Annotated in this window: 13 protein-coding genes and 1 pseudogene; 9 read left to right on the top strand and 5 right to left on the bottom strand. The window is 72.6% G+C overall.

Annotated elements, in window-relative coordinates; all coding sequences use genetic code 11:
* Positions 1-249: 249 nt before the first annotated feature.
* Entirely contained in the window at positions 250-1,638 is a 1,389-nt protein-coding gene (locus tag ACIQVL_RS21315) for a glycoside hydrolase family 43 protein (RefSeq protein WP_403476078.1), read from the bottom strand.
* Positions 1,639-1,862: 224 nt separating this feature from the next.
* Between ACIQVL_RS21315 and ACIQVL_RS21310 the strand changes: the two genes are divergently transcribed.
* The 3 genes from ACIQVL_RS21310 to ACIQVL_RS21300 all read left to right on the top strand — a co-directional run bounded on the left by ACIQVL_RS21310 (position 1,863) and on the right by ACIQVL_RS21300 (position 5,235).
* A complete protein-coding gene (locus ACIQVL_RS21310) occupies positions 1,863-3,287 on the top strand; it encodes an amidase (protein ID WP_403440030.1) in 1,425 nt (474 codons plus the stop codon).
* Between the two features lie 105 nt (positions 3,288-3,392).
* Positions 3,393-3,611 carry a hypothetical protein gene (locus ACIQVL_RS21305; protein ID WP_403440032.1) on the top strand — a complete coding sequence of 73 codons (219 nt, stop codon included), beginning with the start codon at positions 3,393-3,395 and terminating at the stop codon, positions 3,609-3,611.
* Between the two features lie 133 nt (positions 3,612-3,744).
* Positions 3,745-5,235 (top strand): flotillin family protein, encoded by a 1,491-nt coding sequence (locus ACIQVL_RS21300; RefSeq protein WP_403440034.1) that lies wholly within the window; start codon positions 3,745-3,747, stop codon positions 5,233-5,235.
* Between the two features lie 111 nt (positions 5,236-5,346).
* Here the strand turns inward: ACIQVL_RS21300 and ACIQVL_RS21295 are convergent.
* Positions 5,347-5,709 (bottom strand): annotated as a pseudogene (locus ACIQVL_RS21295) (MarR family winged helix-turn-helix transcriptional regulator); the annotation flags it as partial.
* 143 nt (positions 5,710-5,852) lie between these two features.
* Here ACIQVL_RS21295 and ACIQVL_RS21290 point away from each other — a divergent pair.
* Positions 5,853-6,302 carry a type II toxin-antitoxin system PemK/MazF family toxin gene (locus tag ACIQVL_RS21290; protein ID WP_403440035.1) on the top strand — a complete coding sequence of 150 codons (450 nt, stop codon included), beginning with the start codon at positions 5,853-5,855 and terminating at the stop codon, positions 6,300-6,302.
* A 61-nt stretch (positions 6,303-6,363) separates the two neighbouring features.
* Here ACIQVL_RS21290 and ACIQVL_RS21285 read toward each other — a convergent pair whose 3' ends face one another.
* Positions 6,364-7,200: a TIGR02452 family protein gene (locus tag ACIQVL_RS21285; RefSeq protein WP_403476077.1), complete on the bottom strand. Its 837-nt coding sequence runs from the start codon at positions 7,198-7,200 to the stop codon at positions 6,364-6,366.
* Positions 7,201-7,500: 300 nt separating this feature from the next.
* Between ACIQVL_RS21285 and egtA the strand changes: the two genes are divergently transcribed.
* Genes egtA through egtD form a run of 4 tightly spaced genes read left to right on the top strand, consistent with a single transcriptional unit; the run spans position 7,501 to position 11,925 of the window.
* A complete protein-coding gene (gene egtA / locus ACIQVL_RS21280) occupies positions 7,501-8,838 on the top strand; it encodes an ergothioneine biosynthesis glutamate--cysteine ligase EgtA (protein WP_403476076.1) in 1,338 nt (445 codons plus the stop codon).
* Entirely contained in the window at positions 8,835-10,163 is a 1,329-nt protein-coding gene (egtB, locus tag ACIQVL_RS21275; protein WP_403476075.1) for an ergothioneine biosynthesis protein EgtB, read from the top strand. The genes egtA and egtB overlap by 4 nt, the downstream gene beginning before the upstream one ends.
* On the top strand, positions 10,163-10,966 hold the full coding sequence (egtC, locus tag ACIQVL_RS21270; RefSeq protein WP_403476074.1) for an ergothioneine biosynthesis protein EgtC: 804 nt from the start codon (positions 10,163-10,165) through the stop codon (positions 10,964-10,966). Before egtB ends, egtC begins: the two co-directional genes overlap by 1 nt.
* Positions 10,963-11,925 (top strand): L-histidine N(alpha)-methyltransferase, encoded by a 963-nt coding sequence (gene egtD, locus ACIQVL_RS21265; protein ID WP_403476073.1) that lies wholly within the window; start codon positions 10,963-10,965, stop codon positions 11,923-11,925. Before egtC ends, egtD begins: the two co-directional genes overlap by 4 nt.
* 189 nt (positions 11,926-12,114) lie before the next feature.
* Here egtD and ACIQVL_RS21260 read toward each other — a convergent pair whose 3' ends face one another.
* Positions 12,115-13,377: an extracellular solute-binding protein gene (locus ACIQVL_RS21260; RefSeq protein WP_403440047.1), complete on the bottom strand. Its 1,263-nt coding sequence runs from the start codon at positions 13,375-13,377 to the stop codon at positions 12,115-12,117.
* 195 nt (positions 13,378-13,572) lie between these two features.
* Between ACIQVL_RS21260 and ACIQVL_RS21255 the strand changes: the two genes are divergently transcribed.
* The gene (locus ACIQVL_RS21255; protein WP_351715100.1) at positions 13,573-13,788 is read left to right on the top strand and encodes a dodecin; all 216 of its coding nucleotides are present in this window, start codon (positions 13,573-13,575) and stop codon (positions 13,786-13,788) included.
* A 30-nt stretch (positions 13,789-13,818) separates the two neighbouring features.
* On the opposite strand, the gene ACIQVL_RS21250 is transcribed toward ACIQVL_RS21255, so the two are convergent.
* Positions 13,819-14,310 (bottom strand): hypothetical protein, encoded by a 492-nt coding sequence (locus tag ACIQVL_RS21250; protein WP_403476072.1) that lies wholly within the window; start codon positions 14,308-14,310, stop codon positions 13,819-13,821.
* Positions 14,311-14,367: the final 57 nt, after the last annotated feature.

The raw sequence follows: 14,367 nt of genomic DNA, 5'->3' as shown, positions 1-14,367 counted from the left end.
GTGCTCTACCTGCACACACTCGGCACCCGAGACCGCACAGGAGCCGTATCCACGCCTCGACGTGGCGGGCCCGGCGAGCGTCCTGCTGCTCGCCGGGCCCCTTCGCGCCTGGTCATCCGCCCCTCCCCCGCCCCGCGCCCAGAGCACAACCAGTGCACACTTCCGCGGGAAATCCCGGGAAGTCGAGGCAACTTGCGGGCACTCCTTACGGACCGTCGAGGCGTCAGCCCAGGTCAACAGCGGTGCAGCTCAGGCCCAGGCCGTCACCGGCACGAACGAGCTGTCCTGCCGGAACAGGTCGGTGCCGTTCGAGAGGTCCACGCGGAGTTGGTAGTTGTAGTGGCGCAGGTAGTAGCCCGGGTAGTTGTACGACTCGAAGCGGAGCAAGCCGTCGGCCGTGCCCGTGCGGGCGATGAACGTGGCGTCCCGGGCGAAGGTCGTCGTGCCGTCGTCGGTGTCGAAGCGGCCGCGGAAGTCGTAGTGGCGCAGGTAGTTCCCGGAGGCGTCGCGGAAGGAGCAGGCGCTGGCGTCGGCGAGGCCCGCGACGACCGTGAAGGTGGCCGCCTGTTTGTCGGCGGTGGTGCTGGAGCTGGTCACCACCGGGAGGTTGAGGAGGGCGGACACCTCCTCCCAGTATCTGGTGGGGTAGTTGACCGACTGGAGGGAGCGGGTCGCGTTCCTCGTCACCGACGGGCCGCCCGGCACCGTCTCCTTGATCACCGTGAAGTGCCGGGCCGTGCCCGAGAGGATCGGCAGGGCGGTCGGCGTGGACCACGTGGCGAACGTGTCGTAGCTGTCGCTGTAGTAGTAGTTGCCGTCGCCGTAGCCGTCGAAGAAGATCCGCCGGCCGCCGTTGTCGAGCTGGATCACGGAGGGGCCCTCTCGGTAGCTGCCCCAGCCCGCCCAGTCGCCGGTCCCGGTGATCGTGTAGGGGCCAGTGAGACTGCCGGCCGTGCCGTACTCGATGTACTTCGCCGTCTCGTTCTTCGTGAAGGCGTGGTAGGTCGAGCCGATCTTCACGATGTACGTGTCGATGTGGTTCGGGCCGATGCCGGAGAGGGCGGTCGGTGAGGTCCACGCCGTGAGCGCGGAGTCGGTCGCCGTCAGGACGTACGGGGTGAAGATCCACTCGTCGTCCGTGGTCGAGCAGGACACGATGACGTTGACGCTGCCGTCGCTGTCGACGAACCACTCGGGCGCCCAGGCCCGGGACAGGTTCGTGATGGGGACCGTGTAGTCGTACAGGAACGTCCAGTTGACCCGGTCGGCGCTGCGGGCGAAGCCGATCGTGGTGCTCTCGTCCTCCCAGGTGTGGGTGGTGTAGGTGAGGTAGTAAGAGCCGTCCGTGTGCTTGAAGATGCTCGCGTCGCGGATGCGGTTGCTGGGCGGGGTGTAGGCCGAGGACTGCAGGAGGCGGAAGTCGGTGGCGTCGTCGGACTGGTAGACGTTCACGGTGCCGTCGTCGCTGTTGAGGAACGGGACGACGGTGTAGCGGGTGGCGTAGCCACTCGCGGGGGCGGCGGCGTCGGCCGTGCCGAGCAGGCCGGGCAGTTCGCCCAGGGCCAGGGCCGTCGCGGGCAGGGCGGCCAGCGCGCGCAGCAGGGTGCGACGGGACGGGGTGGGGGGACGTGTGGTCACGGCGGCTCTCCGGGGCTCGTGCAGACACGGACACGGCGATGCGTCCGGCATTTCGAACTGGGTTCGATAAGTCGACGCAGAAAGTAGAAGTTGCGCCAGGTGCACGTCAATGCTTTACGCAGGACTGAGGCGCAGCTGGACACCGGCTGTGCGAAACCTGTCCTGCCGGATCCGGATCGACGTTACTCTCCGGTAAACGCTGCGCCCCGGAGGTGGGTCACCGTATGCCGTACGACCGTTCCAGAGGCCTTGCCGAGTCCGTACGTGCCCTGGCCGCAGGTGAGTTGACGTCCCGCCGGCTCACCGAGGACTGTCTCGCGCGCATCGAGGCCACCCAGGGCTCCCTCAACGCCTTCCGGATCGTGCGCCGTACGGCCGCCCTCGCCGAAGCGGACGCCGCCGACCGGGAGTTGGCCGCCGGAGTGCGGCGGCCGCTGCTCGGGGTGCCGGTCGCGGTGAAGGACGACACGGACGTGGCCGGCGAGCCGACCGCCTTCGGCTGTCCGGGCGAGTTCCCGCCGGCGGCGGCGGACGGCGAGGCGGTACGGCGGCTGCGCGCGGCCGGGGCCGTGATCGTCGGCAAGACCAATACGTGCGAGCTCGGGCAGTGGCCGTTCACCGAGGGGCCGGCCTTCGGCGCCACCCGCAACCCGTGGCAGGCCGAGCACACTCCGGGCGGGTCCTCGGGCGGGTCGGCGGCCGCCGTCGCGGCGGGTCTCGTACCGGCCGCGCTCGGCTCGGACGGCGCCGGATCGGTGCGCATCCCGGCCGCCTGGACCCACCTCGTCGGCATCAAACCGCAGCGCGGCCGTATCTCCACCTGGCCGCGCGGCGAGTCCTTCCAGGGCATCACGGTCAACGGCACCCTGGCCCGCACGGTCGCCGACGCGGCCCTGCTGCTGGACGCGGCGAGCGGGAACCATCCGCAGGACCCGCACCAGCCACGCCCGTTGACGCTCAGCGACGCGGTCGGCCGCGATCCCGGGCGGCTGCGCATCGCCCTCGCCCTCAAGCCGCCGTTCACCGCGCTCCCCGCCCGCCTCCAGCCGGAGGTACGCACCCGCGTCCTCGAACTGGCCGAGACGCTGGCCGAGTTGGGCCATACCGTCGAGGAGGCCGACCCGCCCTACGGCCAGATCGGGCTCACCTTCGTCCCGCGCGCCACGGCCGGGATCGCCGAGCGCGTCCGCGAGGCGCCGCACCCGGACCTTCTCGACCCGCGCACCCTGGAGGCGGCCCGCCTGGGCCGGCTGCTCGGCGGCGCCCCGCTGCGGGCCGCCCGGCGCGCCGAGGCCACCCTGCGGGGCAGGATCGGCGCCTTCTTCGCGTCGTACGACCTCGTCCTCGCGCCGACCACCGCCGCTCCCCCGCCCCGCGTCGGCGCGCTGCTGGGGCTGGGCCAGTTCGCCACCGACCGGGCGATGATCGCCGCCTGCCCCTACGCCTGGCCCTGGAACGTGCTGGGGTGGCCGGGGGTGAACGTGCCCGCCGGGTTCGTCGGGGGCGGGCTGCCGGTGGGCGCGCAGCTGCTCGGGCCGGCCGACAGCGAGCCGTTGCTGGTCTCCGTCGCCGGCCGGCTGGAGGCCGAACTGCGCTGGCACGAGCTCTGGCCGCCGCGGGCCACGGCCGTCGACGCCCCGGCCGCGTAAGAACAGGCGGGGAGCAGGCCACTCGCCCGCCGCAGAAGCAGGTCACCTGCCCGCCGCAGGAGCAAGTCACTTTCCTGCCGCTTGACCTGCCCGTACCCTCTGACCATGGACGATGCGTCGATGGTCGGGCTCGTGGGACGGGTCAGCGGAACGGTCGGTCCCGGGCTCGTCGGCGAGGTGATCGTCCGGGTCCGCGGGGGCGCCGAGCACTTCCTCGCGTACGCCGCCGACGGCACCGGCCGGATCGAGCGGGGCACGGTGGTGATGGTGGTCGAGTACCTGCCGCCGCGGACGGTCTACGTCACGCCCGCATACGACAGTTGAGCAGGCTAAGCCCCAGGTGAGGGGCGCATGCGTCAAGATTGCAACAAGGAATCGTCAGCGTCTTCACCCGGCGCTCGCACGGGCGCACACTCCCTTCGTTCGGTGCCGAAAGGGCACCATTCAAAGGGGGCGTATGCCGATGGTTGTCGGCGTCGTTGCGGGGGTGGCGGTTCTCGCCGTTCTCGTGCTGATCGGTGTGTTCAAGATGATGTGGCGGGTCGCCGAGCCGAACGAGGCGCTCATCATCTCCGGTTCGAAGCATCGGACCGAGGGTCTCGAAGAGGGTATGGGGTTCCGGATCGTCACGGGGCGCGGCACGCTGGTGCTGCCGGGCGTGCAGGCGGTGCGCAAGCTGTCCCTGGATCTCAACGAGACCGAGTTGTCGGTGGACTGCGTGACCCAGCAGGGCATTCCGCTGAAGGTGCGGGGCGTGGTCATCTTCAAGGTGGGTGACGACTTCGTGTCGATCGCCAACGCGGGCCGCCGCTTCCTGGACCAGCAGAAGATGATGTCCGAGCGGGTGCACAACGTGTTCGCGGGTCATCTGCGGTCCATCGTGGGCGGGTTGACGGTCGAGGACATGATCCGCGACCGGGACAAGCTCACCGGGCAGACCCGGGCCGCCTGCGGCACCGAGATGGAGAAGCTGGGGCTCATCGTGGACTCCCTGCAGATCCACGAGATCGAGGACCCGACGGGGTACATCCAGAACCTGGCGATGCCGCACGCGGCGGCCGTGCAGCGGGACGCGCGGATCGCGCAGGCGGAGGCGAACCGGCTCGCCACGGAGGCGGAGCAGGCGTCGTTCGCCCGGATGGCGGAGGCCACCCGGGACAGCGAGATCCTCCAGGCCGGCTACCAGGCCGAGCGGGACAAGGCGGCGGCCCAGTCCCGTCAGGCCGGTCCGCTCGCCGACGCGGCCGCCCGGCAGGAGGTCGTGGTCCAGGAGACGCGGGTCGCCGAACTGGAGGCGCACCGGCGCGAGCAGCAGCTCCAGGCGGACGTCCGCAAGCCGGCCGACGCCAAGGCCTACGAGAAGCGGACGCTGGCCGAGGCCGAGCGTGACGCGCGTATCTCCGCCGCCCAGGCGAAGGCGAAGGAGACGGAGCTGGCGGCCGCGGCCGAGGCGACCCGGGTCAAGGCGGCCGCGGGTGCCGAGGCCGAGGCGACCAAGTCCCGGGGTGCGGCCAGTGCGGCGGCGACCCGGGCCACCGGTGAGGCCGAGGCGGCCGCCGCGCAGGCCAAGGGGCTGGCGGAGGCCGAGGCGGCCAGGGCGAAGGGTCTCGCGGAGGCGGAGGCCATCAAGGCCCGTGCCGCCGCCCTCGCGGAGAACCAGGAGGCGGTCGTCGCCCAGCAACTCGCCGAGAACTGGCCGGAGATCGTCAAGGCCGGTGCCTCCGCCTTCGGCAACGTCGACAACATGGTGCTGCTCAACGGCGCCGACGGCATGGCCGAGTTGTTCGCCAAGGCGCTCACCATGGGCGGCACGGGGCTCGGCCTCGCCCGCCAGCTGCTCGCGTCGATGAACCAGAACGGGCAGACGCCGAGCGGGACTTCACCGGCCCTGAACGGGGTCACGGCCCCGCCGTCGCAGAAGGTGCAGGTGGAAGGGGGCGGCGAGTAGCAGCCGGCGAACAACCGGAGCGCACGGGTGCCCCCGGCCGCGGCCGGGGGCACCCCCGTTCTCACTCCTGCGCGTTGAGCCGCCCCAGCAGCTCCAGCAGCGTCGCCCGCTCCGCCCCAGCTGCTCCAGCAGCGTCGCCCGCTCCTCCGCCGGCAGCCCGGTGAAGCAGTCGGCGAGCACCTCGCCGGCCACCCCGTGCCCGGCCGCCAGGGTCCGCTCCCCGTCGGCGGTGAGGTGGTGCCGGATCCGCCGCCCGTGGCCCGGCCGCCGCTCCACCGGCCCCTGCGCGACCAGTCGCTCCACCAGCGTGCCGAAGGCCTGCTCGCCCTGGAAGGTGGCCGCGGCCGGCTCGCGCGCCGAGGTGCCCGGCGACCGGTCGACGGCACGCAGCGCGTCCCACTGCGCGAGGGTGGCGAGAGCGACCGCATCGTCACGCCCGCGTGCGGTGCCGCCTACGCGAAGACCTTCCCGCAGGGCCGGTTCGAGCCGGTCCCGGAGGCCGGTCACCTGCCACACCTCGAACGCCCCGACGTCACCGGTGAGTTGATCGAGGCGGGAACTGCACCGCACCGGCACCCCGCCTGTTCTCGCAGGCTGAGGCCCCTTAGGGTGCCCTCGTGACTGCGTATATCGACGACGAGAACATCCCCGGCCGGTACGGCCCCACCGCGACCACCGAGGCCGACCCGCGCGAGGTCGGCCCGGTGCGCACCGAGTACGCCCCCGCCCACGACGGCGACCCCGACCCGGGTGAGATCGTGTGGACCTGGGTGCCCTTCGAGGAGAACGACGGGCGGGGCAAGGACCGGCCGGTGCTGGTCGTCGCCCGGGAGGCGGCCGGCACCCTGCTCGCCGTCCAGCTGTCCAGCAAGCGGCACGACAACGACCGCGAGTGGGTGGCGATCGGCAGCGGGCCGTGGGACCGCACCGGGCGGGACTCCTGGGTGGACGTGGACCGCGTCCTGCGCCTGCACGAGGACGGCATGCGCCGCGAGGCCTGCGCACTCGACCGGGGCCGCTTCAACCTCGTGCGCCACCGGCTGCACGAGCGCTACGGCTGGAAGTGAGCCGGGCGCTCCGCCGGGCGCGCGGTTGGTTCACCGCGCCCCGTCAGGGGCGCGGTCCCGTTCAGACCCCGACGGTCCGGAACGCCTCCGCGAAGGCCTCCCGGACCACGGATCCCGGCGTGCGGTCCAGGACCCCGAACACCACGTGTTCGAAGGTTCCCGCGAACCGTCCGCCGGGGCCCAGCAACCCCCGGAAGGCGCCCGCGACCTGCGCGGGGTCGTTCTGGAACACCCCGCAGCCCCAGGCGCCGAGCACCAGCCGCCGGTAGCCGTGCGCGGCGGCCACCTCCAGCACCCGTTCGGCCCGTACGGCGAGGGCCTGGGGCAGTTCGCCGGTCCGCTCCGGGGCCGTACGGCGGATCACCCCGGCGTTCGGCGCGGCCGCGGTGAGGAAGCCCGCGCGGTAGGGCTCGGCGAGGAGCGCGCCGCGGTCGTCGCGGAAGACCGGGACGGCCGGGGAGTGGATCACGCGGTCCGTGTAGAAGGGGTCGCGGTGCGCGCGGTGGTGCTCGTAGTAGGCGGCGGCCTCGCGCACGCAGGTGTAGAGCGCGGAGGCCCGGCACAGGGCCTCCTCCTGCGCCTGGGCGCCGTTCAGGAAGCCGCCGCCCGGATTGCGGGCCGAGGCGAAGTTGAGCACGGCCACCGGGGCGTCGGCGAGCCGGCGGGCGGCCTCCAGGCTGCTCTCGCCGGTGACCTCGAAGACGGCGTCCGGTGCGGGCGGGACGGTTTCCGGGGCCGACGGGACCGGCACCGGTTCCGGGCCGTACAGCCGCGTCCCGGCCCGTGCGGCCGCGATGTCGGCGGCCAGCAGGACCTCGCGGCCGTCGGGCGCGCGGTAGCTCCCCGCCGCCACGATCTCCTCGGTCTGCCGTGCGATGCCGCGCAGGCGCGCGCTCATGGCGCCACCCCCGTGGACGCCATGACCGCGGCCCGCGCGGCCTCCCCCGTCGTGCTCATGCACGCATCCTGGGCGATGCTGGTGGTGCCGTGCAACGGAGTTTCCCTGGCCCGAAACGGCCGGAAACACGCGACGAAGGAGCAACGAAGCGGCAGGGAAGCAGAGGTTACCGATCTAGAACGTACCGATAGGTGCCCTTGTGCGAACGGACGTGAAGGTCTTGGGTGGGACGGACGATGCCGCCCCGGACGCAACCACGGCCGGGACGGTGGCATGGTGGAATCTCAGGAGGATCCCTACATGTCCGACTCGATATCCGACAGCGGCGACTGTACCGACGGGTCGGTGAAAACCGACTTCTCGGACGACCGCACGACTGTCACCGAAGCCGAGGTGGAGGCCCTGGTCAAGGGCATCTGCTTCAAGACCGGCCCGCCCCGCACGCTCGGGGTCGAGGTGGAATGGCTGGTTCACGAGCTGCGTACACCGCAGCTCCCGGTGACACCCGAACGACTCGAAGCGGCTTACGCCGCACTGCGCACGGTGCCCCTGGGGTCGGCGCTCACCGTCGAACCCGGCGGCCAGCTGGAGCTCAGCTCGCCGCCCGCCGCCTCCCTCACGGAGTGCACAGGCACCGTCGCCGCCGACCTGGACGCCGTCCGCAAGGTCCTCGCCGCACAGGACCTCGGACTCGTGGGCGTCGGTCACGATCCCTGGCACACCCCCCGCCGCTTCCTGCGCGAACCGCGCTACGACGCGATGGAGAGCTGCCTGGACCGCACCGGCACGGCGGGCCGCCACATGATGTGCTCCTCGGCGTCCGTCCAGGTCTGCCTGGACGCCGGCCACGAGGAGCCCGGCCCGCTCGGTTACACCCGGCGCTGGTGGCTGGCCCATCAGCTCGGCCCGGTGCTGGTGGCCGCGTTCGCGAACTCCCCGCTGGTCGGGCACCGGCCCACCGGCTGGCTCTCCACCCGCCAGCTGCTGTGGATGGAGATCGGCGCGGGCCGCGCGGGCGCGCCCCCGCTGGACGGCGACCCGCGCACCGCATGGGCCCGGCACGTCCTCGACGCACCCGTGATGTGCGTACGGCGGGACGGCGGCCCCTGGCAGGTCCCCGAGGGACTGACCTTCCGGGCCTGGACCCGGTCGGGGACGCCCGCCCCGCCCACCGGCGCGGATCTCGCGTACCACCTGACGACGCTGTTCCCGCCGGTCAGACCGCGCGGTCATCTGGAGCTGCGGATGATCGACGCGCAGCCCGGCGACGACGGGTGGATCGTGCCGCTGGCGGTGACGGCGGCGCTGTTCGATGACCCGGAGGCCGCCGAGACCGCGTACCGGACGGTGAAACCGCTGGCCGAGCGGGCGGGGCCGCGACCCGCCCCGAACAACCCGCTGTGGATCGACGCGGCCCGGTCCGGGCTCCGCGACCCCGAGCTGCACGAGGCCGCCGTCGCCTGCTTCACGGCAGCCCTCGAGGCCCTGCCGAGGATCGGCGCGGCCCCCGAGGTGACGGACGCCGTGGCGGCGTTCCGGGACCGGTACGTGCTGCGGGGCCGCTGCCCGGCCGACGACCTGCTGGACCGACTGCGCGGCACGGCCGGTCGCGCCCATGGGAAGGACATCAGCGCATGACCGAGACCGACGCCGACATCGATATCGAGACCCTGCGGGACCGGGCGCTGAAGTCCCTCACCACGGCCCGCGACCGCACCACGCTGCTGACCAGCTGCGTGGAGGGGCCCGACCTCACCGCCCAGCACTCCCCGCTGATGTCCCCGCTGGTCTGGGACCTCGCGCACATCGGCAACCAGGAGGAGCTCTGGCTGCTGCGCAACGTCGGCGGCCGGGAGGCGATGCGCCCGGAGATCGACAGCCTCTACGACGCCTTCGAGCACCCGCGCTCCGAGCGGCCCTCGCTGCCGCTGCTGCCGCCCGCCGAGGCCCGGCACTACGCGGCCGAGGTGCGCGGCCGGGCGCTGGACCTGCTGGAGAGCTCGGCCTTCCAGGGCGGCACCCGGCTGACCGAGGCGGGCTTCGCCTTCGGGATGATCGCGCAGCACGAACAGCAGCACGACGAGACGATGCTGATCACCCATCAGCTCCGCAGGGGCCCGCAGGCCCTGACCGCACCGGACCCGGCCCCGGTGCCGCCGTTCACCGGCCCGGCCGAAGTCCTGGTCCCCGGCGGCCCGTTCACCATGGGCACCTCCACCGAGCCCTGGGCGCTGGACAACGAACGCCCCGCGCACCGGCGGGAGGTGGCGCCCTACTGGATCGACACCGTCCCGGTGACCAACGGCCGGTACCTGGCGTTCATCGAGGACGGCGGCTACGAGAACGAGCGCTGGTGGACGCCGGAGGGCTGGGCGCACATCCGGGAACACTCCATCTCCGCGCCGCACTTCTGGCACCGGGACGGCGGCCAGTGGCTGCGCCGCCGGTTCGGGGTCACGGAGGTCGTGCCGCCCGAGGAGCCGGTGCTGCACGTGTGCTGGTACGAGGCGGACGCCTACGCCCGCTGGGCCGGGCGCCGGCTGCCCACCGAGGCCGAGTGGGAGAAGGCCGCCCGGCACCACCCGGGCGAGCACCGGTCCCGCCGCTACCCGTGGGGCGACGCCGACCCGGCGCCGAACCACGCCAACCTGGGCCAGCGGCACCTGCGCCCGGCCCCGGCCGGCAGCTACCCGGACGGCGAGTCCCCGCTCGGCGTACGGCAGTTGATCGGTGACGTGTGGGAGTGGACGGCCAGCGACTTCGAGCCGTACCCGGGCTTCACCGCCTTCCCGTACAAGGAGTACTCGGAGGTGTTCTTCGGCCCCGAGTACAAGGTGCTGCGCGGCGGTTCGTTCGCCGTGGACCAGGTGGCCTGCCGGGGCACGTTCCGCAACTGGGACTACCCGATCCGGCGGCAGATCTTCTCCGGCTTCCGCACCGCCCGTGACGCGGAGACCGCCTGATGTGCCGTCACCTCGCCTGCCTGGGAGCCGAGGAGCCGCTCGGCCGGCTCCTCGTGGAGCCCGAACACTCCCTCTACCGGCAGTCCTGGGCTCCCCGGATGCAGCGGTACGGGACGGTCAACGCGGACGGCTTCGGGGTGGGCTGGTACGCCCCGGGTGATCCGCAGCCGGCCCGCTACCGGCGCGCCGGGCCGATCTGGGCCGACCCGTCCTTCGCCGACCTGGCCCGGGTCGTACGTACCGGCGCACTGCTGGCCGCCGTACGGGACGCGACCCTCGCGGGCGCGGACGGGGAGGCCGCGGCGGCGCCGTTCGCCGCGGGCCGCTGGCTGTTCAGCCACAACGGGGCGATCCCCGGCTGGCCGGGGTCCATGGCACCCCTGGTCCCGCTGCTGCCCCCGGCCGACCTGCTGTCGATGGAGGCCCGCACCGACTCGGCGTTCGTCTGGGCGCTGGCCCTGCACCGGCTGCGGTCCGGTACGGAGCCGGGCCCGGCCCTTGCCGAAACGGTTCAGCAGGTGGCCGAGGCAGCGCCCACGGCCCGCCTGAACCTCCTCCTCACCGACGGCGAGACCATCACCGCCACCGCCTGGGGCGACAGCCTCCACTACCTCGCGGAACCCGGCCTGCGCACCGTCGTCGCCTCCGAGCCGTACGACGACGACCCGCGCTGGCAGGAGGTCCCGGACCGCACGCTGCTCACCGCGAGCCGCGCGGGCGTCGCTCTCACGCCCGTCGAGGACCCGGTCGAGAACCCGGTCGAGGACCTGGCATCGGTACCACCTAAGGAGCCCTGTACGTGAGTCCCTTCCGTGTCACCCGTACCCTTCCCGAGGACGCGACGGACGCCGCGCTGCGCGCCGATGTCCTGACCGGCCTCACCGCCACGCCCAAGACGCTGCCGCCGAAGTGGTTCTACGACGCCCGGGGCAGCGAGCTGTTCGAGCAGATCACCGAATTGCCCGAGTACTACCCGACCCGGGCCGAGCGGGAGATCCTGCGCGCCCGGTCCGGCGAGATCGCCGCCGCGAGCGGTGCCCGCACCCTGGTGGAGCTGGGCTCGGGCTCCTCCGAGAAGACCCGCCTCCTCATCGACGCGCTCACCGGACTTGAGGTGTACGTCCCGGTCGACGTCAGCGAGAGTGCGCTGACCCAGGCCGGGGAGGCGCTCGTCGCGGAGCGGCCGGGGCTGTCCGTGCACGCCCTGATCGCCGACTTCACCGGCCGCCTGGAGCTGCCCGAGACGCCGGGGCCCCGGCTCCTGGTCTTCCTCGGCGGCACGATCGGCAACCTGCTGCCCGCCGAGCGGGCGGAGTTCCTGGCCTCGGTCCGGCGGCGGCTGGCGCCGGGCGACGCGCTGCTGCTCGGCACCGACCTGGTCAAGGACGAGGGGGTGCTGGTCCGGGCGTACGACGACGCGGCCGGGGTGACGGCCGAGTTCAACAAGAACGTCCTCGCCGTGGTGGACCGGGAGCTGGACGCCGACTTCGACCCGGAAGCCTTCGACCACGTCGCCCTGTGGGACGCGGAGAACGAGTGGATCGAGATGCGGCTGCGCTCCCGGGTGGCGCAGACCGTGAAGGTGCCGGCGCTCGATCTGGCCGTGGACTTCGCGGCGGGCGAGGAGCTGCGCACCGAGGTGTCGGCGAAGTTCCGGCGGGACGGGGTGACGGGCGAACTGGCCGCCGCGGGGCTGGAGCTGACGAATTGGTGGACCGACGCGGAGGGGCGCTTTGCGCTGTCGCTGAGCGTGGCGCGCTGAAGCAGTCCGCCGGGCGCCGGGCGCTCCGCGGGGGGGCCGTGCTACGTCGTCGGTCGTCTGCGGCGCCGACGTGGTCGGTCGCGCAGTTCCCCGCGCCCCTTTCGGGGCGCTGCCACGCCGTCGAACGTCCGCGGCGCCGACGTGGTCGGTCGCGCCCCTTTGGGGCGCTGCCGAACCGGGTGCGCCAAGTCACCCGAAGTCCGGTGCGAGTAGTTCGGTGATTTTCCGGGAGGCGCGGCGGGCCTCGGTCTCGGGGTCCGCTCCGCGAAGCACCTTGGTCATGTAGCTCTTGATCGGGTTGTCGGCCTCCACCGCCGGCCAGTCGGGGGTGTGGGGGGTCGCCCGCCCTCGTGCGGCACCCGCCGCCATGGCGGCGACCCCCTCCTCGCCTGCCACCGCACCCGCCAGCGTGGTCTTGTTGGGCACGTAGTTCATGGTGCGGGCCAGGTCGGTGTCCCACTTGGCGCCGGTCAGCGCGGCGACGACCGCGGTCGCGTCGTAGGGCCGGTCGGTGTTCTGCGGTACGACGAGGTCGGAGCCGCCGGTGAAGACCGCACCGGGGTGGTCCGCGGTGCGCCCCGGCACCGGGAAGTAGCCGATCTCGTCCTTCAGTTCGGGATTCTCCTGCACGATCGACTGGGCGAGGCCGGGCACCGCGACGATCTGCGCCACCTGTCCGCCGGCGAACACCTGGGCCTGGGGCGGGTGTTCCTCGTCGGCGTCGACGGGTCCCTTGCCGAGCGCCTGGAGCCGCCGGTAGAAGTCCATCCCGCGCAGCGCGGCCGGGCTGTCGAGGGTGCCCTTCCACTCCGCGTCCGTCTCCTGGGCGAGGTCGCCGCCCTCGTCCCAGATGAACCCGGAGAGGGTGTACCAGTCCTGTCCGGCGAGGTAGATCCCCTGGTTGCCGCCGGAGTCTAGCTTCTCGGTGTCGGCCAGCCACTGCTCGCGGGTCTTCGGCGGGGTGGTGATCCCGGCCTTCCTGAACAGGTCCTTGCGGTAGATGACGACCCGGTTGGCGGCGTACCAGGGGATGCCGTACTGGCGGGAGTCGTCCCGGCCGGGCTCGGCGAGGCCGGGCAGCCAGTGGTCCTTGCCCCAGTCGCGCATCGACTCCAGGGTGAGGTCGGTGAGCCGGCCGTCCTCGACGTACTGCGGGACCTGGGTGTTGCCGACCTCGATGACGTCGGGCGCGTCGGCGGAGTCGCTCTTGAGGGCCGTCTGCACCTTGTCCACGATGCCGGTCCAGTCCTGGATGCGGATGTCCAGGCGGATGTCCTTGTGGGTGCGCTCGAAGTCCGCGGTGAACCGGTGCAGGAAGTCCGCCGAGGCGCTGTTCCGCATCAGCCAGACCGTGACCGTGTGGCGCCCGCCTCCTTCGCCCGGCAGCACCCCGCAGGCACTCAGCAGGGCGGCGGACACACAGACGAGGGCGAGCGGGCGGTGATGTCTCACGGGGGTTCCTGTTCTGTCTGGCGGACAGGCGAAGAGGCCCGACGTGGGGGAACGAGCACTGGGGCCCGTACGGGTGTACGGGATTTTGGTATGGACCAATACGGAGGGTCAAGGGCTGTCGGCGTTTCGGAACCGACGCCTCGCGTTCCGCTTCCGGATGCGGCACCGTGGAGTGACGACGAGAGGAGCTTCGCGATGACGAACCACACCTACCGGGTCACCGAGATCGTCGGCACCTCGCACGAGGGCATCGACCAGGCCATCCGCAACGGTGTCGCACGCGCCAACCAGACCCTGCGCAACCTGGACTGGTTCGAGGTCACGCAGGTCAGGGGCCAGATCGAGAACGGGCAGATCGAGCACTACCAGGTGGGCCTGAAGGTGGGCTTCCGCATCGACGAAGAGGACTGAGGCGGGCTCAAGAGGGCCGACGCCGCAGCGTCAGGTCCGCCCCTCCCCCTCCTGGGCCTGCTCCAGCGCGGCCGAGCGGTCGGCCCAGCGGGCCCGTACGACGGCGAACCCGGCCCGTTCGGCTGCGTCGCACACCAGCTCGTCGTCATCGACCAGGACGCGGACCGAACGCCGTTCCGCGAGCCGCCGCAGGATCTCGAGCTTGGTCTGCCGGGCGGGCCTGCGGTCGGCGTTGCGCCGCATGTGCACGGGCCCCTCGGGCAGTCCGTGGGCGGCGAGCCAGTCCAGCGTGTCGCGGCGGCAGCGCTCGGGGCGCCCCGTGAGATAGACGATGTCGCACTCCTCGCCGGTCGCCACGGCCAGCGCGATCCCCTCGGCGATCGGCGGATCGTGCGGCGCGGCCGCGAAGAACGCGTCCCAGTCGCGCGGCCTTCGCTCCAGGAACTGCTGCCGGTGCGCGGTGTCGGCGAGGGTGTTGTCGATGTCGAACACGGCGATCGGACGCCTGCTGCTCTCGGTCACCCGGCAACCCTAGAACGCGACGTCCCCGGCGGTTCGGCCGACGGCGGCCCCGGGCTG

It is taken from the genome of Streptomyces sp. NPDC090499, assembly GCF_044769305.1.
Taxonomy (GTDB): domain Bacteria; phylum Actinomycetota; class Actinomycetes; order Streptomycetales; family Streptomycetaceae; genus Streptomyces.
This window is presented reverse-complemented; position numbering and strand designations above follow the sequence as displayed.